Source organism: Candidatus Thiodiazotropha endolucinida, assembly GCF_001715975.1.
In the GTDB taxonomy this organism is placed as follows: Bacteria; Pseudomonadota; Gammaproteobacteria; order Chromatiales; family Chromatiaceae; genus Thiodiazotropha; species Thiodiazotropha endolucinida.
In genome coordinates this window covers 55,845-74,301 of sequence record NZ_MARB01000007.1, presented here as the reverse complement: position 1 = coordinate 74,301, position 18,457 = coordinate 55,845, and the positions used below count along the sequence as shown (strand labels likewise).

At 49.4% G+C, this 18,457-nt stretch carries 19 protein-coding genes; 10 read left to right on the top strand and 9 right to left on the bottom strand.

What is annotated here, in order from left to right:
- The first annotated feature begins 146 nt into the window (after positions 1–146).
- Positions 147–476, top strand: coding sequence for a c-type cytochrome (locus tag CODIS_RS07560; protein WP_069123311.1), 330 nt, complete (start codon positions 147–149; stop codon positions 474–476).
- Between the two features lie 46 nt (positions 477–522).
- Here the strand turns inward: CODIS_RS07560 and CODIS_RS07555 are convergent, their stop codons facing one another.
- The 7 genes from CODIS_RS07555 to CODIS_RS07525 form a co-directional block, all read right to left on the bottom strand.
- A complete protein-coding gene (locus tag CODIS_RS07555; protein ID WP_162420164.1) occupies positions 523–2,064 on the bottom strand; it encodes a cytochrome c3 family protein in 1,542 nt (513 codons plus the stop codon).
- A 253-nt stretch (positions 2,065–2,317) separates the two neighbouring features.
- Complete coding sequence (locus CODIS_RS07550) at positions 2,318–3,325, bottom strand: 6-bladed beta-propeller (protein ID WP_069123299.1); 1,008 nt, start codon at positions 3,323–3,325, stop codon at positions 2,318–2,320.
- Positions 3,322–5,319, bottom strand: a complete 1,998-nt coding sequence (locus CODIS_RS07545; protein WP_154723052.1) for a hypothetical protein — start codon at positions 5,317–5,319, stop codon at positions 3,322–3,324. The genes CODIS_RS07550 and CODIS_RS07545 overlap by 4 nt, the downstream gene beginning before the upstream one ends.
- A 23-nt stretch (positions 5,320–5,342) precedes the next feature.
- Entirely contained in the window at positions 5,343–5,657 is a 315-nt protein-coding gene (locus CODIS_RS21705) for a c(7)-type cytochrome triheme domain-containing protein (RefSeq protein ID WP_069123291.1), read from the bottom strand.
- Between the two features lie 74 nt (positions 5,658–5,731).
- Positions 5,732–6,418 (bottom strand): c(7)-type cytochrome triheme domain-containing protein, encoded by a 687-nt coding sequence (locus CODIS_RS07535; protein ID WP_083220608.1) that lies wholly within the window; start codon positions 6,416–6,418, stop codon positions 5,732–5,734.
- Between the two features lie 19 nt (positions 6,419–6,437).
- A complete protein-coding gene (locus tag CODIS_RS07530) occupies positions 6,438–7,064 on the bottom strand; it encodes a cytochrome c3 family protein (RefSeq protein WP_069123281.1) in 627 nt (208 codons plus the stop codon).
- 593 nt (positions 7,065–7,657) lie between these two features.
- On the bottom strand, positions 7,658–8,755 hold the full coding sequence (locus CODIS_RS07525) for a 6-bladed beta-propeller (RefSeq protein ID WP_154723051.1): 1,098 nt from the start codon (positions 8,753–8,755) through the stop codon (positions 7,658–7,660).
- Positions 8,756–9,040: 285 nt separating this feature from the next.
- On the opposite strand from CODIS_RS07525, the gene CODIS_RS07520 reads away from it, so the two are divergent.
- The 5 genes from CODIS_RS07520 (at position 9,041) to CODIS_RS07500 (ending at position 13,424) form a co-directional block, all read left to right on the top strand.
- Entirely contained in the window at positions 9,041–9,754 is a 714-nt protein-coding gene (locus CODIS_RS07520; RefSeq protein WP_154723050.1) for a hypothetical protein, read from the top strand.
- Between the two features lie 322 nt (positions 9,755–10,076).
- On the top strand, positions 10,077–11,684 hold the full coding sequence (locus tag CODIS_RS07515) for a TIR domain-containing protein (protein WP_069123264.1): 1,608 nt from the start codon (positions 10,077–10,079) through the stop codon (positions 11,682–11,684).
- A 133-nt stretch (positions 11,685–11,817) separates the two neighbouring features.
- On the top strand, positions 11,818–12,153 hold the full coding sequence (locus CODIS_RS07510) for a DUF1820 family protein (protein WP_201259016.1): 336 nt from the start codon (positions 11,818–11,820) through the stop codon (positions 12,151–12,153).
- Between the two features lie 61 nt (positions 12,154–12,214).
- Complete coding sequence (locus tag CODIS_RS07505; protein ID WP_069123260.1) at positions 12,215–12,805, top strand: ankyrin repeat domain-containing protein; 591 nt, start codon at positions 12,215–12,217, stop codon at positions 12,803–12,805.
- Between the two features lie 154 nt (positions 12,806–12,959).
- On the top strand, positions 12,960–13,424 hold the full coding sequence (locus CODIS_RS07500) for a hypothetical protein (RefSeq protein ID WP_069123248.1): 465 nt from the start codon (positions 12,960–12,962) through the stop codon (positions 13,422–13,424).
- A gap of 19 nt (positions 13,425–13,443) precedes the next feature.
- On the opposite strand, the gene CODIS_RS07495 is transcribed toward CODIS_RS07500, so the two are convergent.
- Both CODIS_RS07495 and CODIS_RS07490 read right to left on the bottom strand, forming a co-directional pair.
- Complete coding sequence (locus tag CODIS_RS07495) at positions 13,444–14,568, bottom strand: PilT/PilU family type 4a pilus ATPase (protein WP_069123662.1); 1,125 nt, start codon at positions 14,566–14,568, stop codon at positions 13,444–13,446.
- Between the two features lie 114 nt (positions 14,569–14,682).
- A complete protein-coding gene (locus CODIS_RS07490) occupies positions 14,683–15,717 on the bottom strand; it encodes a type IV pilus twitching motility protein PilT (protein ID WP_069123245.1) in 1,035 nt (344 codons plus the stop codon).
- 287 nt (positions 15,718–16,004) lie between these two features.
- On the opposite strand from CODIS_RS07490, the gene CODIS_RS07485 reads away from it, so the two are divergent.
- Genes CODIS_RS07485 through CODIS_RS07470 form a run of 4 tightly spaced genes read left to right on the top strand, consistent with a single transcriptional unit; the run spans position 16,005 to position 18,436 of the window.
- A complete protein-coding gene (locus CODIS_RS07485; protein ID WP_069123241.1) occupies positions 16,005–16,712 on the top strand; it encodes a YggS family pyridoxal phosphate-dependent enzyme in 708 nt (235 codons plus the stop codon).
- Between the two features lie 37 nt (positions 16,713–16,749).
- Entirely contained in the window at positions 16,750–17,577 is an 828-nt protein-coding gene (gene proC, locus CODIS_RS07480; RefSeq protein ID WP_069123229.1) for a pyrroline-5-carboxylate reductase, read from the top strand.
- The gene (locus CODIS_RS07475; RefSeq protein ID WP_201259015.1) at positions 17,577–18,155 is read left to right on the top strand and encodes a YggT family protein; all 579 of its coding nucleotides are present in this window, start codon (positions 17,577–17,579) and stop codon (positions 18,153–18,155) included. The genes proC and CODIS_RS07475 overlap by 1 nt, the downstream gene beginning before the upstream one ends.
- Positions 18,152–18,436, top strand: coding sequence for a DUF167 family protein (locus CODIS_RS07470; protein ID WP_069123220.1), 285 nt, complete (start codon positions 18,152–18,154; stop codon positions 18,434–18,436). Before CODIS_RS07475 ends, CODIS_RS07470 begins: the two co-directional genes overlap by 4 nt.
- Positions 18,437–18,457: the final 21 nt, after the last annotated feature.

The window sequence follows — 18,457 nt, the reverse complement described above, 5'->3', positions numbered from 1 at the left end:
AAGAAACCATCGATAAACGCAATGTGAATTCTTTTTTTTGCTGGAAAGCTTGACGGCATGCAAGAGTCCCGATATTTTTTGTTTTTCCAGAACGATTTAATCTCAAATCAGCACAATAGGTTTTCTTACCAAAGGAGTCTGCATTTATGTTGCTCATGAAGTTGATTCCAGTAGTTGCGGTCATAATATTGTTCCCGGTGTCAGTTGCCATGGCGGAAGGCGATCCTGTCAGAGGTAAGTTGCTTGCTGAGACGGATTGCGCGGACTGCCACGGCGATGATGGTTTGGGTGATTACGACAGGCCACCCATTGCCGGCATGAACCCTAAGGAACACATTAAAGAACTTATGAATTACAAGACGGGCAAGCGAAAGGACGAGAACGAGGACATGGATGTGGCTGATCTCAGTGAACAGGATATGGCTGATGTTGCCGCCTACTATGCCTCGCTGCCACCGCCGCCTCAGAAGCAATAATTTTTTCAGTGCATCACTCCAAGAATGCTGAAAAGTATTCTTCGTATCAATAATCAAAACCATCGTGTACTACCCCATGGCAGTTGAGCCAACATGTACCATTGTGCAGGCCATTGTCTACCCAGGTGGGTTCTGCAAAGACACCAGCACCTGTAATCTCACGAATCTGCCCAGCCACATTTGAAAAGGTGAGAAAGTTGATCAGATGCTGGTTCGATGCTGAGCCGTGAGGATCATGGCAGTTGATGCAGGCAAGGTTTTCACCGATCACATGCTTGTCGTGAGGAAAGGACTGGTCAGTGTATAAATTACCTGAATCATGGCATTTAAAGCAGAGACTGTTTGAGAGCGATGTGGCATTCAATGGGTCAAAATCATAAGCCTGTGCCAGGATACCCTCATGTGTAGATCCATGAGGACCCGATGGACCCGAACCTCCGCCGGCAGGAGACACATTGCTGCTGTGACAATCGCTGCAGTAGATTTGTCCACTGATCGTACTCAGCGGAATGTCGTTGCGAAGACTGGGTACCTCGTTGTTGTTAACGGGATTGTTGAGTTCGATAGGATGATAGGAGACCAGCGCGGGATTTCCTGAATTCACTTTGTCGCGGATATTATAGACACCATCTTGACGCATCATATCGTAGCTGTTGGCAGTCGAACACCGCTGATTGTCGCATGCGCTCTTTCCAGGTACACCGTGACACTTGAAGCAGACTTCGTATTCGTAATCCACTTCAGGTTTGACACTCCCATTGATATCGATACCTGTCACACCCACCATGCTGCCGTTGACGAAGGGTGCGGTCGAATGGTTCGTGCTCATTGGACTGATCGGATCGAATGAGATCATAGGGGGCGAACTGAACATGGCATGAGGATTATGGCAGTCTTCGCACTCAACATGCAGTGTCATGGTAAGCGGATTCTCCTCGCGGGTGGTGTCATGGCCGATGCTGGGTGTCTGCTCCACTGGATGGTGATAGAATTTTTGTTGTTCGGCCTGTATATCGGTCTGTGCCACCGTTCCGTTGTGACAGAGGTAACAGGTATTCTCTTCCTGCTCCTTGATAAGTCGCTCAGGCGTCGATGCATTGTGGGGTGTATGACAATTCATACAGGCATTCTCCTGCACCGTCAGTCCCGTCCATGCAGGCTTCCGATCTGACCATGGATTCGTACCCTGCGCTGTGGCGGTAGAGGTTGCATGAGAGCTGCCCGTCCAATCCCAACCGGTACCTGTCGGAATATGGCAGGTAGTGCACAGTTCACCGTTCAATGTAGATTTGTGAAGAAAGGGCGGATGCATATCTTCATGCGCATCGTGACATGAGGCACAGTGAAGTTCATTGTTTCTCAGCGGCAGATCGACGTTGTTGGGGTAGATCAGATCCGGGTCGGTCGGCAGCAGGTTTTGATTGTATAGAATCGATACCGGATGGTCATCTGATAGGTCTGTACCCACGAGCGCACGTCCCGTCACAAAGGTACTGCCGAGGTCGTTGGTTACACCGGGATTGATCATGTTCCCCAGGGCAATGGTGCCGTCATGGCAGGAGAGGCAAAGCACTGATGAGGCACTCATGGTGCCTGCTTCCGCATCCTTGGTACTGCTTTGGTAGTCAATATATCCACCACCTGAATGTCTGTTCCATAACGGTGAGTCGGGAGCCGCCGCATGAGGTGTATGGCAGAATATGCATATTCGATCTTCCGTTTGGCTCTTGACCAGACCAGGTCCTGAGATCGAAAGATTATGAACTGTATCCGCAACACCAGCGAGAACGGCACTGGAAACAACCATAAGACATATGAAGGGTAGAGAGATCCTATGCACGTCAGTTACCCACCTTCAGGTATTGAAAAACCTGGATGCGTTGATTGTAAGAATCAGCCACGAATATCTTGTCATCCCAGATCGCAAGACCTGAGGGCATACGAAAATTACCAGGGGCATCACCGACACCGCCGAACTCAAGCAGGAATGCCCCACTCTGGTCGAAAATCTGAATACGGTTTGCCAACGCATCTGCAACATAGATATGCCCGTCGGAGTCAAGGGCAAGCCCCTTTGACTGGGTGAAGTAACCTGAAGCATTGCCTTGTTTGCCAAAGGTTTTCAGGTGAAGGCCGTTGTTATCGAAAGACTGTATCCTGAAATTCATGGTGTCGTTGACGAACAATCGCTGATCGAAAAATGCCAGGTGACTTGGAAAATTAAACTGTAAGTCCTGCTCCCCGCGCTCACCGATTTTATATATAAGATTTCCGTCAGAATCGAAAACCAATACCTCATGGGCCAGGGTATCCGCAATATAGAGTCGCTGTAATTTTGGATCGAAAGCCAGGCTGGTCGGACGCAGGAAACCTTTCAACATATGTAATGTCTTCAGGCTGGAATTCAGGATGAATACTTTATTCAATTTGGAGTCGGCGATAAACAGCCTGTTTTTCGCCAGTGAAACTCCGATCGGCGACTCTAATCGATGATTTCCGGCATGATCGATTCTACGATAGGATTTACTGTCCAATTCGAACAGATGCACAATTGCTGCATCGGGATCCGCTACCGCTATTCTGTTTTCATTGACGGCAATTGTATATGGACGTGACAGGCTGTGTTCCTCACTGCCGGTGAGCAGGTCGAGCAACCTGCGGAAGAGATTTTTTTCAAAGCCCAGGTCTTCAGCGTTTTTGAATGCGGTTATGAATTTAATTCTTGATATTTCAGGTGTTGCCGGCCAAACCAAATGCGGCGTTTCACTGGTTTCGTTGAATGTCACCGGCCCGGTCGATGAGCAGGCGCCAAGCAATAGTAGAAGCAGCATGCCCAAATATCTGGTCACATGATCCTCCGTCTCAAGGTAAACATCAGTCTGTCGTCGATGGTCTCTGTCAAACCGTTGTTCTGTGATCTGTCAACGGTACGACGATCATGATGGTAGTTTAATTCAAGATCGACTTTACGATATCGCCAGCGCGCCCAAATGCCGGCCGAGATAAACTCATCATCCAAACGACCGCCTGTGATGACACTACCCTCGTCATGTCTTTTCCAAGCGCTTATAGTCGGTCGGATCGTCAGGCTAGGACGAGGCTGCCAATTGGCTGTAAGGTCGATTCGGTAGAGGTCCGTATCCAAGGATTCCTGTTCGGTGAACGATTGTGTTGCGTTAAGGTTCCATAAAATCCCCCTGGATCGGGTGTTTTCCAACGTTGTCCAGGAGAAAAGCTGCCTGTATGTGTAACTCGTTGATTCGAATCCGCCTGACAGTGTGAAGCGTCGTTCGGCGCCAACAAGGGCATCGATACCTGCCAGCTTAAAATGGAATTCCAGATCCGTGAGGGTATTGCGTGTGCTCTGTAGAAAACTCTCACTGGCACCTGAAATGAGCTTGTCGTCAGACTTGCTGTCGGAATGGGAAAAGCGTACCCAATCATAGTCGATTGAGAAATTGTAGTTTGTAAAGGTGGTGGAAAATTCCTGCGATGGTAATTGCTGTGCATTGTAACTGACCAGGATGGTGTCACCGGTATCGATTCTAACACCCGGTATCACTTGGATTTGTGTGAGGTCTCCTGACAGACTCAGTACCGTGTAATCCATCCCCTCATCGTAAACAATGGTGCCACTGCTGTCGGTGACGATGATGCTGCCGGTAATTATGAAGCGCCGGTCAAGAATGACCGCACCTGTCAAAGGAACGACATGACTCTCATCAATGACATCCACAAGCCCAAGATTTGAAATACGGTCGGTCTCTTGATAGGTGGCTCCAAGCCCGGCCCTGACATTGGCGCCCAGGAGATTGCTCTTGTTGTATTGCGTCTCAAGCCCAAAACGCCATCTGTCTTCATCCACATTATCAGAGTCGCGAGTATTAATATTGACATGGGCTGTGGTGTTTAAATTGTTGTACAACCTATGGTGTAATTCGAAATCACCTCCATGCTCCTCATTTTCGATAGTCTGAGTTATGGATTGATAGTGATAGGAGGTGCGACTGTAAAGATTGTCCAGGTGCTGTATCCGGGCTGTTTCATCCACTGTCAGACGCTCATTGGCATTGAACCCGGTACGGTCGTAATAATTGATGAGTGACTGCAGCTGGCTATTTCGTCCCCAATGCAGATTATGGGATAGGTTGGCTCTGTCCAGCTCGTAATCCTGATCACGCGTAATGATTCTGTCATCCAAACTGGCGTGTTCCAGATGCACGCTTAATTTACTGCTGCGCCCTTTCAGGATCAAACTCTCGAGAATCTCGTCACGCTCCGTCACCGAACTGTTGAGACTGGAGCGGAACTCTTCATCCAGTGACCTCTCCTCGTATGTCAAACTCATCGGGAATGCCGGATTTTTCCATTGAAGCGTGGCATTCTTAGAATCAATCACCGTATCGTAGCGGCTGCCCAGTGAGCCTGTATTGAGGTTTGAGCTTCTTTGTGCGGATAAATTAACACCCACTGGTCCGGGTGTGCCCCGTAGCAGGTTGGTCTGAAAAAGGTAATTTAGAAGTTCCCCATCATTTTCCTGCCGGGTAACACTGGAGTCGAACTCACTCCAGGTATATACAGGCTCGATATCGATCAGAAACCAGGCAATCTCCGGATCCAGTACATAGCCTATCTGACCAACTCTAAAACCGGCCTCCCACTCAGTTTCACGGGAGTCGGTGCCATTTCTCCTGTTGGTGCCGTCAAACTTTACAATAGCTTCTAGTTCAGTGGGATAAAGAACAATATTCTCCCCAAATTGAGCATTGAGGCTACCGGTCCAAAGCATGATGAGTATAAAAAGCAACCATGAATAAACCGGTGGATCTGCGATTCTTGGCATGGTCTCTACCGGAACCATGCTGATTACTTCTCTTTGATTAAATGACAACGGTTACAGTTTGCGAAACCGTCATCAAAGGCCTCGTTGCCATTATGACAAGTGGAGCAGACTTTACCTTCTTTCATCAGGTCCTTATTGATCGCTGTGGCACCGGTCTTCATTTCAAAGATCTTGTTATGGCAGGCATCGCATCGATAATTGATATGGTGTATCCAGTGGGGAAAAATGGATGGCGGAAATGATTTTAATTTTTCCGGGTCCCCTCCCTCGCGCTCATACTGAATATCTCCCGGTGCAGCAAAAACAGAAGCACATGTTGTTATCAAAAACAGGAACATCAACTGTGATAGGCATCTACGCATACACATACCTTCTGCTTTTACATCGCCATGTCGTCACAGCAGATGTATTATCATTCTTCTTCTTCGTCGTCTTCATCGCTGTTTAAATGGCAGCGATCGCATGCTTTGAGAGAAAAGGAAACTTTCTTCTTGCCGTGGCAGGCACCACAGGAGACGCCTTTTTTCTTCATCTCCTTCATCGTAGCCGGATTTCTTTTATAGGGATAAAGGGATGGATTGTGGCAATTCCTGCACCCCAGCCATTGGGTGTGAGCAGAGTGAGGAAAGAATGCATCGTCCTCGGGCTCCTCACCTTTGATAACGAAGTCCCACTGGAATGCTGTAGCCCACAGCGCGCGAGGATCCTCACCGGGCCGCGGTCGAATCAACCCCTGTTCCAGTGCGGCCGACCAATCAATATTTTTTTTGTAGTCCTTAGGCAGTAACTTCTTTACCCGATCCCACTCCATGACCGACTCAATTTCCGGTCTCGGTGCCTTATCATCGGGTAGATTGAAAAGCATGCCTTTCGATCCGGCTGCATGATTTTTTTTCAGTTCTTCGGATTGGGCTTCAATCAGTGCCGCCTGTTTTTTTAATTCCTGTTCCGCCAGCTCTTTAGCTGTCGGAGGCTGGATATCGAAAAACAGCTGCTTGGTCTTAGTGCTGCAGGCCGCGACGATCAGTACCAGTGAAAGGACCAGGGCAACTTTCATTACCCTGGTTCCCAGTCTCAGTTTTTCCGCCATTGTGCTCATACGGCGAAACCACTGTGAGCTACTTAACGTGACAAGCCAGGCACAGGGCGCTTCCAGCGTTACTCATGCGCAGAAACGGCTCATTTGTATTGTCATGTACGGAGTGGCAGGTACCGCACTCAACTTGATCACCACCCGCACCGAACAGTTGCAATCCGTTCACTTGTGAGTTCACAGGTGCGACAAAATCCACGTCCTGTGCGGCGTTGTAGGTTAGGGAGATCGGATGGTCATTACTGAGGTCAGTACCAAGGCTGTTGCCAAGGCTGAAAATTCCCTGCCCGGCGTTAACCCCACTTGGAAAGTTGAGAAGTTGATCCGCAGCCACAGTTCCATCATGACAACTCAGACATGCCAGTGAGACACCCGCTGGCGAGACGGCAATGGTCATATCCAGTGAGGGACTGCTGTACATCGTGTATGTTGCCTGCGTGTCCTCGTGATTCCACAGTGGCGTTGTAGTGTTGGTAGTACTGGCATCATGAGGAGTATGGCAGTACGCACAGATCTCGGTATTGCCGGCATTTGTCAACAACGTCGTATTACTGGTCAGGTCATGAGATGTGCCGGTGATTTCTGCAAATGCCGCAGTGCCATAAAGGCCAAGTGATACAAGTAAGGAAGCTAGGATAGCTATTTTTTTCATTCCGATCCTCCAGGTACAGATAGGATGATGCACCAGCTTCTTGTCAGTGCTGTAAGCCGATTTTTTATACTTCTACTGCGTGGATACTTCTACTGCTTGAGTGCTTCATACTGCTTTATGGAAATTATTATATTTATTGAATTCTTAAGGTTTGCTTAAGAATTGGGACAATATTCCCATAACATTCCAATGAATATTAAGACAGCTATGTGTAATCGTCAATGACTGTTGGGAACTATTTGCTTAATTGTTTTTAATAGTCATTAAATTCCCAGTTTGTATTAACAAACTTTTTTGAATTAACTGACGTTAGTAGTAGGAAAATAGATTGGTGTTTACTCGTAGTCGATAGTTCTTGTCGTAGGGTTTTATGATGTGAACGAAAGTGTGTAATTGCTTACGCCTATTTTACGCAATACACGGGTGAGCGAGTTACTCACTCACCGTTTAACTTTGACGACTGATCTATGTCACAGGATGATAAGCCTTGGCCATCAGAATATTTGAATAGCTCCACTTGAGTCGATGTTATCAATGAGACTGAAAGTTCCCCAAGTGCAGTGGCGTGGTATCTCAAATATTACATTCACCCATCAGGGTAGAGTCGATTCTCCAAGATACTCAAACATCTGTATCCGATGATTTAGCTGATCAGCAATAAATATCCGGTTGTTTTGGTCAACATGTGCGCCCGCCGGCAGGTAAAACCCTCCTGGTCCGGCACCGGATTTGCCAAGCGCCAGCATCAACTGTCCTTTCTGATTAAAAATCTGTACGTTATTGAATGCGGCATCCACAGTATAAATGTGTCCTTCACGGTCGATGCCAATCCCTTTAAGCCGGCTGAAATGACCACGACCATCACCGAGTTTACCGAAGCTGCTGATGTGGGTACCTTTTTCATCAAAGATCTGAACACGAAAGTTCATAGTATCCGCGACATAGAGACGGCCATCCTGGTCAATTGCAATATTCGTCGGGAAGTTGAAGTTTCCATGATCAGCGCCACGTTTTCCAATAGTGAAGTCCACTCCACCTTCCTGGTTGAACACCACAATCTGGTGTTTTTTCGAATCGACAACGTAAAGTTGCTGGGTTTTATCATTAAATACCAGCCCAACCGGAGATATTAATATCTCGCTACCGCCAAGTGCATCCCGGTAATTTCCTTCACTGTCGTAGACTACCACGCGGTGGTCAATGACATCACTGACATAGACGTTACCTTGTGCGTCACTGGTCACACCGGTTGGTTTCTTTAACGCCCCAGGTCCGTCAATGCCCCAATAAGTCATGCCTTTCCTTTCCAGATCAAATACCACCAGGCCGGAAATGCCTGTATCGGCAACATAAACTCGTCCCTTTGAATCGCTGTGTACCCCATAAGGTTTAGTCAGGGCAAGACGTTCTTCATCCTTTTTTCCAAGTAACCAATCACGCAGGCTCTGCTTTTGCTTACCAATAATGGATTCAGTGGATTTCAGGCTGCCAAGGTAGCGGATTCGTGGTTTTGCCGGAGGAGCCGGCCATACGAAATCTTCTGCTGTGGGATTTTCAGTAGTTGCGGATGGTGCATGAGAGGCGCACCCTGAAATCAGGATGATGATGGCCGTGAGACCAATTCTTAGTGCCAATATCAGGCCTGTTTGATGCAAGCGACACGGCGAATACTTTGTCAGCTTAAGGTCCACACTTATCCTCCCAATCTTCAGATACCAACTGTTATTTTGTATTTGTAGTACCGACCCAGTACGCTTTATTGAATGGTAGCTCAACTCAAGTGAGTTGGAACTTCAGTATGACATTTATCCAATATGAATAGAATACCAGTTACCTATAGTATGAAAAGACACTGTGACGTAAATGACCTTTTTTCCGATTACTATGATTTAATACATTATTCATTTTTAAAGTAGTCCACCATGTGGCATGGACCAAATCCAGGAATCGGTATTCAAGTATCTAAAGAGAAAACCATGAATATTCTTAAGCTAATGACAATAGGGTTCACTATTCTTTTTGCTGTTTCAACCGCTGTCGCAGATGAAGAAGGATCTGTATCGGGTACGGTGTCGGAGGTTTTCGATGTCGGTAGTTACACCTATATACAGCTCAGTGAGCAGGGAACTTGGATTGCAACCAGCCATTTACCGGTGGTTGTAGGCGATACAATTGAATATAGAGGCGGCATTGAGATGAGGGATTTCTACAGTAAGGCGCTGGACAGGAAATTCGATTCTGTCATCTTTGTACAAGCAGCCAAGCGTTTGGGTGAAAGTGCCAAAAGCAGCCAACATCAGGTGCTGAAAGGAGAAGACCATGGAAATGAAAACAGACAAACTCAAAGATCGGCCTCAGTACAGGTGCCTGCACCTGGAGAGATTCCGCAACTGGCTGACGGAAAGACGATCGCCGATATAATGGTAGATGCAATCCAGCTGAATGAGCAATCGGTAAACCTGCGAGCAAGAGTTATAAAGGTCAGTCCAAACATTATGGGCAAGAACTGGATTACCCTGCAGGATGGAACCGGCACACCACCCAATGACAAACTGATTGCGACATCGACAGAACTGGTTTCGCCGGGTGAGCTTGTCATTGCCAATGGTGTGATTCGGTATAATGTCGATATCGGTTCAGGATACACATATAAGGTCTTACTTGAACAAACGACATTCTCGTCAAAGTAACATCATCACATGCTTTACGGAAAACGCTTGCGCAAAGGGATATTGTCCATACCCGGGTCACTCGACACTTACAATGTAAGAGATGAATGAGACTGAATCAGGGTCGATTAGCACTAATATCTTTTTTAGTAATTGTGTTCTCGATCGTCGGTATTTTTGAAGATTCATTATTATAAATCATACTCACATACTTAACGGCATTTAACCGAATCACCAGCGTATATTTACAGTACCGGCAAACACAAGAATGGACTATTGTTGGAGGAAAGACAGTATATACTTCCTCTAATGTATCCAAATAACTGATCGGAAGAGATATGGGATGACAGAAAACCTCGACCTCCTGACGAGAGATGACTTTCAAGCCTTGGCTCAATCTTCACGGGCACTGACAAAGGAGCTTTCACTTGAAATATTGCTCAACACCATTCTGGACACAGCCGGGAAACTAACAAATTCACCCGAGACAAGCATTATCCTGCGAAACGAACGCCAGCCGACACTCTATTTTGCCGCGGCAACCGGAGAAGAGGCGGAGTGGGTTCTGAGTTCATTTGGACTCCACTCGGACCAGCAGGTACCCATCGACGGAAGTAAAGCAGGTGAAGTGTACAAGTCCGGCATTTCGATGGTTGAGAACATTGTCAAGGATCATTTCGGCGGAGTGGACGATGAGACGAACAAGATCACCAAGAGTATGGTATGCGTGCCATTGGTAGTCGGCGACAGTCGTCTGGGAGTGATGCAGGTCCTAAATAAAATCGATGGCGACTATAGCGAGCGGGATCGCATTATTCTGGAATATTTTGCCGATCAAGCCAGTGTCGCTATCCGTAACGCACGGTTGGTCGAAAGTCTTCTTGCCCATAGCGGTCTTTACGGGTCATCACGCCAAACCGACAAGTTGATCGCGCGAATGAATGAACTCGAGCAAGAAGCTCATTCAGAAACCTTATCGGTACTGTTTGCCGACATGCGAGGTTTTACCCAACTTTGTCAATCATTACTCGATCCTGGAATTGTACAAGAGCGACTGAGCGAGTTTATTACGATTCTCAGTCATGCCGTACTCGATCACGACGGGATAGTAAATAAGGTTCTGGGTGATGGAGTAATGGCACTGTTTCAGGGGAAAGATTGCAGCGAGAGGGCCGTGAAGTGTTCATTTTACATGGTGCGGGAATTTGAGCTGATGAAAGGGCGTTGGAATGAAGAAAGCAATCAACAGCTCGATTTTCTTGATCTGGGAGTGGGCATAGTTACCGATCAGGTGATATTGGGGGGGATTGGCAGTGGAGACATGCGGGACTATACAGCAATCGGCACTGCAGTGAATCTTAGCGCCGCATTTGAAAGCAATGCCCGCAATGGGAAACGAATCTTATGTGATCAAGTCACCTATCGCAATGCGAAAGACATCATTGTAGCGGCCGATGATGCAGTAGATTTCCTGCTACAAAAACCCGGCCAGGATGTCGGTGTTAAGTACAAGTGCTACAACATCCGCGAACTGGATTCGGACAAGAGTGTTTCTGTATTTCTCAGCCACAGCCACGAAGATAGTCATTTTATTGAGAAAAAGCTTCTCGAACCACTGAAGAAAAGAGGAATCCGTACCTGGTATTCTACAGCGGATATTCCCAAAGGAGCACTTTGGACTGCCGAAATTCGCAAGGCGATTTCCGAATCAAACTGGATGGCGGTTATTGTCTCCAGGAATTCCGCCCAATCGAAATGGGTCCGGCGTGAAATTGATCTCGGCGTTGCTTCCGGACACCTGGATAATCGTATCATCCCAATCATAATTGACGACACATCTCCAGGCGATGTCAACGACTATCTTGCCGCAATGCAGGCCATTGACCTTCCGAGTAGCCCGGATGCTGAAAAGATACTTGCCGACCGTTTTTCCAAACTCGACCCTACTTGATGTACAATTGTTTTATCCCTGTGACGAAACCTCTAAATCATCCTTTGTACCATGCCGCTACAGGGAAACAGTGGAATTCGAGTATGCGGATTCTGGTAATACAACGATTCAATCCTGAAATGTAGAGTCAGCCATGCGCATATATAAAGTTGTCTTTCTGAACCAGGGAAAGGTCTACGAAATCTTCGCCAGAACCGTGCGTCAGGGTGAACTCTATGGATTTGTCGAGATCGAGGACCTGATATTTCAGGAGACCAGCTCGGTAGTCGTCGATCCTTCTGCCGAAAAGCTGAAAGAGGAGTTCTCCGGTGTTCACCGGACGCGGATACCCATCCATGCGGTGATTCGTATCGATGAAGTGGAGAAGAAGGAACATGGGCCCGGCAAAATCATTGAGATAGACTCCAATTCGAATATCACACCCTTTCCCAATCACCTGTTCGATCCCAAGAAGACGCCCGAGAAATAGACGCCTGAAATTTTGGCGCTGATTGCGAATCCGCATTGTGCCTTTCTTCGAGCTGGAGAGAATGGAGAGAATAAGAACCATTCATACCACTCCCACGCGCCTCTTCATTTGGCTGTTGCCGCTTGCGCTGAGCTTGCACGGCTGCAGCAACGATACGCCGGAAGAGGCCAACAAGGATGAGACGCCGGCCCCGGCATTGCTGATTGCAGCTGAAAACGGTGACCTCCCTACCCTCTCCAGGCTGATCGAAGGTAATGATGCAGTCATCGACGTCAAGGATGCCTGTTTCTGGACACCCCTGATGAAGGCCGCGTTGAACGGCCACACCAAAGTGGTTGAGCGCCTGATTCTGGCCGGCGCGGACATCAATCGGAAGGACAAAGGGGGTTATTCATCCCTGATGCTGGCTGCGTCGAACAATCACCCGGCTATCATCGATCTGTTGATCAAGGCGGGCGCCGATATCAATCAAGTCGAGATGACGCAAGGATGGACTGCTTTGATCTGGGCAGCAAAACGCGGTCACAGAGAGGCCGTGGAGCACCTGTTGAGATACCCGGCAGATCGAGAGATTAGCGATTTTAGCGGAAAGCGGGCCCTGGATTGGGCCCGGCAGAATCAGTTTCAGGAGATAGTCTCGCTACTGGAATAACCTGTCCCCAGACGATTCATACTGAATTGTGCTTTGTTTTACCAGAATATGCTAATTAACTGATCTGGATCATCACCCCCGCAGCACGCCAAATCTATGATATTTAATCAGATGCTCCTATCTGTGATTGAGTGTTTCTCAGGAGGGATCTCTCATGCCCCAAACCATCACCAATGACCATGATCTTCGAGAAGCCATCAGTGGACTTTCACCTGTAGAGCAGCGTGCTCTGGGTGGTCAGTTTGTTGCCAATGTAGGCCATTTGAGCCAAGACCCGCGTATCAGCCGTGCGATAGATGCGGCTATTGACCCGGATATTTCACCGGCGGAGTTGGAGCAGATCCATAAGACAGTGAAGGCATTTGCGACGCAAACCTACACCGCCTGTGGTAGTGATGCCGATTGGGCGGCACAGGCCGAGCATTTCGTCGCAGCGGCCGCGGCAGCCTCCCTCTCAAGCGATGATCAGAGCGGCGCCCGTGGGGCGTGGAAAGCGGCCATGCAGGCCCGAATGGCGAAAAATTGCGAGATGATTTTGAACGATGACGGCGGTATCGCAAACGAGTCGGAAAAACAGTATCAGATGACTGGACGCTATCTCGAAGGTTTAGAACAGTAACATCGCCTCTAAAATGGGTTCAGCGTTTATCATCCGACAGGGTGATCCCATCCAGTTCATCGATGAGCGAGTCGCTGGTATGTGAAGCGCCCAGTTTGATCATCAAGCGTACATCATTGGCGGAATCGGCATGGGCCAAGGCATTCTCATAGCTGATGACGCCCTCTTCATAGAGCTGGAAGAGATGCTGATCAAAGGTGATCATGCCGTGTTCCGTGGAACGCTTCATCAGCTCTTTGAGCTTGTGGATTTCGCCCTTGCGAATCAGTTCTGCGGCCAACGGCGTATTCAGCATCACCTCGACGGCAGCCCGTCGACCATTACCGTCCACACGCGGGATCAGTTGTTGAGCCACGATTGCCTTCAGATTCAGGGAGAGATCCATGAAGATCTGGTCTCTGGCATCCTCCGGAAAGAAGTGAATGATACGATCGAGCGCCTGGTTGGCGTTGTTGGCATGCAAGGTCGATAGGCAGAGATGGCCGGTCTCGGCAAAGGCTATCGCATGTTCCATGGTTTTACGGGTACGTATCTCACCGATCAGGATCACATCGGGTGCCTGGCGCAGGGTGTTCTTCAGCGCAACCTCATAGGACTCGGTATCTATGCCCACTTCACGCTGGGTAATGATGCACTTGTCGTGATCATGCATATACTCGATGGGGTCCTCGATACTGACGATATGGCCCTCGCCCCTGGTGTTCCGATAGCCGATCATGGCGGCCAGAGAGGTCGACTTGCCGGTACCGGTGGCGCCCACGAAGATCACCAGTCCACGCTTCACCATGGAGAGGTCCTGCAGAATGGAGGGCAGGTAGAGTGACTCCAGGCTGGGTATCTTGGTTTCGATGCGACGCAACACCATGCCCACGGTATCGCGCTGAAAGAAGCTGCTGACACGGAAACGCCCCAGTGTTTTCGCACTGATGGCGAAATTGCACTCTTTGGTTTCGTCGAACTCCTTCTGTTGCGCATCAGTCATGATGCTGTAGACCATCTCCTTGGTCTGCCTGGGTGTCAGAGGGGTCTTGTTGATCGGATGGATCTTTCCATCTACCTTGATAGAGGGTTCCCGCCCGGCGGTGATGAACAGATCGGACGCCTTGTTTTTGACGACCACGGACAGGAGTACGTTCAAATCCATAATCTTATCCTCTTCATTCACATACCAACCTGTAGCAGTAAACAAATGGCAGCGTGCAGCAACCGCTTTCAGGGCCGAACGGGTGCCATCATACACCCGGAAGATAACTATAGTTTAGAACTGATCCTTATTTTGTGCCTTGGCCTTTGCATCAAGACGGCTTACAACACCGCGCTGCACCAACTCCTTCAGTGCCTGGTCCATGGTCTGCATACCCGCCGCCTGGCCGGTCTGAATCGCGGAATACATCTGGGCAACCTTGTCCTCACGGATCAGGTTACGTATCGCGGGCGTGCCGATCATGATCTCCCATGCCGCAATTCGTCCGCCGCCGATCTTTTTCAGCAGGGTTTGCGCAATGACGGATCGCAGCGATTCGGAGAGCATCGAGCGCACCATCGACTTCTCCCCCGCCGGAAATACGTCAATGATACGGTCGATCGTCTTGGCCGCCGAACTGGTGTGCAGGGTACCGAATACCAAGTGGCCGGTCTCGGCGGCAGTCAGCGCCAGGCGGATGGTTTCCAGATCACGCAGCTCGCCGACCAGTATGATATCCGGGTCTTCACGCAATGCGGAACGCAGCGCCTCGGAAAACCCCAGTGTGTCACGATGCACTTCGCGCTGGTTGATCAGGCACTTCTTACTGGAGTGAACAAACTCGATCGGATCCTCGATGGTGAGGATATGGGAGTAGTCATTGTCGTTTTTGTAATCCATCATGGCGGCAAGCGTGGTCGACTTACCGGAACCGGTCGGTCCGGTCACCAACACCAGTCCCCGGGGTACATCCACGATATCCTTGAAGGTTTGAGGACAACCGAGCTCTTCCAGCGTCAACACCTTGGATGGGATGGTGCGAAAAACAGCCGAGGCTCCGCGTGCCTGATTGAAGGCATTGACACGAAATCTCGCCAATCCGGGAATCTCGAAGGAAAAGTCGTTTTCAAGGAATTCCTCGAAGTCCTTGCGCTGCTTATCATTCATGATGTCATACACAAGCGCGTGCACGACCTTGTGTTCAAGTGCGGGGACATTGATGCGCCTGATGTCGCCATCCACACGAATCATGGGCGGCAAACCGGCAGATATATGCAAATCTGATGCGTTATGCTTGACACTGAAGGCCAGAAGTTCAGCGATATCCATTCATTCCCCCATTAGAAATCTTAAGACACATGACGAGACGCTATATAGACACTGTAGCGATGTTCCGCGATGATGGCATCTATCAATCCCTGGATTTGCGCTTTTCATAGCTATCGTCCTAAAAGTAGATTAGTTTAGCCGTGTTGAGGTTAAAAATTAAGAAAGCGCTTTAAAATCCAGGGCGCTTTTACTTGAAATGACATTAACCAGGCCTCATTTTGCAGCATAGTATCAAATTCAACCGAACAACCAGGCCATCCGCACAATTTTTTAATGGCGTATCAAGCGTGACAGATCAGACAAGAAACAGCCTCCTGCAGCACTATCAAAGGGTGTTGAATCGGATTCATCAAGCGGAAAAAGCAGCTAAGCGAACACCGGGTAGCGTTAAGCTACTCGCTGTCAGTAAAACCAGGAGTGCCGAAGAGATCGGTTTGCTGGCGGATCTCGGGCATCAACGTTTCGGAGAGAACTATCTTCAGGAGGCGCTGACAAAGATCGAGCAGTTACGGGGCAAAGGGCTGGAATGGCATTTTATCGGTCGTATTCAGAGCAACAAGACCCGAGCGATCGCTGAAAATTTCACTTGGGTCCACAGTGTTGCAAGTCTGAAACACGCCACTCGATTGAGTGACCAGCGCCCCTCCGATCTGCCGCCTTTGAATATCTGTCTTCAGGTCAATAGCAGCGGCGAATCGAGCAAGGATGGTTACAGCGAGGAGAGATTGAGAGAACAGTTCGAGGCCTGTACCGCACTCCCCAATGTACGCATCAGGGGTCTGATGACGATCCCCGCGCCCGCAGCCGATGAAGCCGCTAAACACACCCCCCTAAAGCGGTTAAGATTACTGCGTGATGAGCTGAAGAGCGCGAAAATACCGCTGGACACCCTATCCATGGGTATGTCCGACGATCTCGAAGCCGCCATTGCCGAAGGTACTACAATCGTCAGAATCGGCACCGCAATTTTCGGCCCGCGGCAGTATAATCAATAACATTTGCACCCATTCAACATTAGTCAACAGCAACGGCATGAGTAACAACAACATTACATTCATTGGTGGCGGCAACATGGCCACCAGCCTGATAAACGGCTTGATTGCCGACGGCTACGAGAAGCAGCGTATCACGGTCAGCGACCCCGACGCTGAGAAGCTCGCCCAGCTGGCTGCCCGTTGCGGCGTTCATACTCAATCAGACAATAACAGCGCTATCAGTAACGCCGAGGTGGTCGTATTGGCGGTCAAACCGCAAGTGCTCAAATCAGTGGCCCAGGACCTGGCAGCAGCCATACAGCAGGTCAAACCGCTGGTGATATCCATCGCGGCCGGCGTCAAGGAGTCCAGCTTGCGAAATTGGCTGGGAGGTGAAGTGGCCCTGGTACGCAGTATGCCGAACACCCCAGCCATGATTCAGTCCGGGGCGACAGGTCTTCATGCCGGCCCGGGGGTGAGCGAGGCACAGCGTAACCAGGCCGAGAGCATACTGCGGGCAGTGGGACTTACGCGCTGGGTTGAGGAGGAGTCGATGATGGACGCTGTCACAGCGGTCTCCGGCAGTGGCCCCGCCTACTTCTTTCTCATCATGGAGGCGATCGAGTCCTCCGCCCGGCAGATGGGTTTGGATGAGGATACAGCCCGCCTGCTCACCCTGCAGACGGCCTTGGGCGCCGCCCGCATGGCCCTGGAGAGCAGTGATTCACCTGCAGTCTTGAGACAAAAGGTCACCTCTCCGGGTGGTACGACAGAACGTGCTCTGGATATCCTCGAGGAGGGTAAGATACGAACCCTGATCGATATGGCCTTACATGGGGCCCAAGAGCGCTCAGTCGAGCTCTCAGAAATGCTGGGAGAGCAATAATGGGTGGCAGTTACCTTACCGATCCCGTCGTTTTTCTGATACAGACACTGTTCGGGCTCTACATCCTGGCAGTGTTGCTGCGTTTCCTGCTGCAACTGGTAAGAGCGGATTTCTACAACCCGATTTCCCAATTTCTAGTGAAAGTGACCAACCCTCCATTGAAAATTTTTCGCCGGATAATTCCAGGTGTTGGCGGTATAGACCTCTCCTCACTCATACTCGCCTGGCTGCTTAAGGCCATCGAGCTGTTTCTCATCATTAGTCTTGCCGGAACCGGTATCAACCTGATTGCCCCCTTCATCTGGGCCATTCCTGAGTTGGTGGAATTATTCATCAATATCTATCTGTTTGGGATATTGATTCAGGTTATCCTCAGCTGGGTGAACCCAGGCAGCTATAACCCGGCCACGGCCTTGCTGTACAGCTTGACTGGTCCTCTGATGCGGCCGGCACAGAAGATTCTTCCCCCGATGGGTGGCATCGATCTCTCACCTATGCTGGTCATGATTGGCCTTATATTGCTGAAAATGCTGCTGTTGCCCCCACTCCGCCAGATCACGAGCAGTCCTTTTCTGTGACCTGGTATCGCTGGGATCAGAAGGATCTGATCCTCCATCTGCGTGTTCAGCCCAAGGCGTCCCGGGATACCTTTATCGGCCCCTACGGTGAAAATGAGTACAAAATCGCCATCACGGCACCACCTGTTGACGGTAAGGCTAACCGTCACTTGCTGAAGCTCCTCGCCAAGGCATTCGGTCTTCCCGCCTCCCGGGTCGAACTGATCGGCGGAAAAAGCTCCCGCAGCAAGACTGTGCGGTTAAAGTCCCCCTCCCGACTGCCGATAGAATTTGAAGATTAAGCTATCCGGATATGGCGTCCC

What these genes read in the sequence shown, in the direction of transcription:
- CODIS_RS07560 (WP_069123311.1), top strand. Translation starts at nt 147, where the DNA reads ATGTTGCTCATGAAGTTGATTCCAGTAGTTGCGGTCATAATATTGTTC.
- CODIS_RS07535 (WP_083220608.1), bottom strand. Translation starts at nt 6,418, where the DNA reads ATGAGCACAATGGCGGAAAAACTGAGACTGGGAACCAGGGTAATGAAA.
- CODIS_RS07555 (WP_162420164.1), bottom strand. Translation starts at nt 2,064, where the DNA reads ATGAGTGCCTCATCAGTGCTTTGCCTCTCCTGCCATGACGGCACCATT.
- CODIS_RS07495 (WP_069123662.1), bottom strand. Translation starts at nt 14,568, where the DNA reads ATGGATTTGAACGTACTCCTGTCCGTGGTCGTCAAAAACAAGGCGTCC.
- CODIS_RS07515 (WP_069123264.1), top strand. Translation starts at nt 10,077, where the DNA reads ATGACAGAAAACCTCGACCTCCTGACGAGAGATGACTTTCAAGCCTTG.
- CODIS_RS07545 (WP_154723052.1), bottom strand. Translation starts at nt 5,319, where the DNA reads ATGCCAAGAATCGCAGATCCACCGGTTTATTCATGGTTGCTTTTTATA.
- CODIS_RS07505 (WP_069123260.1), top strand. Translation starts at nt 12,215, where the DNA reads ATGGAGAGAATAAGAACCATTCATACCACTCCCACGCGCCTCTTCATT.
- CODIS_RS07475 (WP_201259015.1), top strand. Translation starts at nt 17,577, where the DNA reads ATGGGTGGCAGTTACCTTACCGATCCCGTCGTTTTTCTGATACAGACA.
- CODIS_RS07530 (WP_069123281.1), bottom strand. Translation starts at nt 7,064, where the DNA reads ATGAAAAAAATAGCTATCCTAGCTTCCTTACTTGTATCACTTGGCCTT.
- CODIS_RS07490 (WP_069123245.1), bottom strand. Translation starts at nt 15,717, where the DNA reads ATGGATATCGCTGAACTTCTGGCCTTCAGTGTCAAGCATAACGCATCA.
- CODIS_RS07520 (WP_154723050.1), top strand. Translation starts at nt 9,041, where the DNA reads ATGAATATTCTTAAGCTAATGACAATAGGGTTCACTATTCTTTTTGCT.
- CODIS_RS21705 (WP_069123291.1), bottom strand. Translation starts at nt 5,657, where the DNA reads ATGTTCCTGTTTTTGATAACAACATGTGCTTCTGTTTTTGCTGCACCG.
- CODIS_RS07500 (WP_069123248.1), top strand. Translation starts at nt 12,960, where the DNA reads ATGCCCCAAACCATCACCAATGACCATGATCTTCGAGAAGCCATCAGT.
- proC (WP_069123229.1), top strand. Translation starts at nt 16,750, where the DNA reads ATGAGTAACAACAACATTACATTCATTGGTGGCGGCAACATGGCCACC.
- CODIS_RS07510 (WP_201259016.1), top strand. Translation starts at nt 11,818, where the DNA reads ATGCGCATATATAAAGTTGTCTTTCTGAACCAGGGAAAGGTCTACGAA.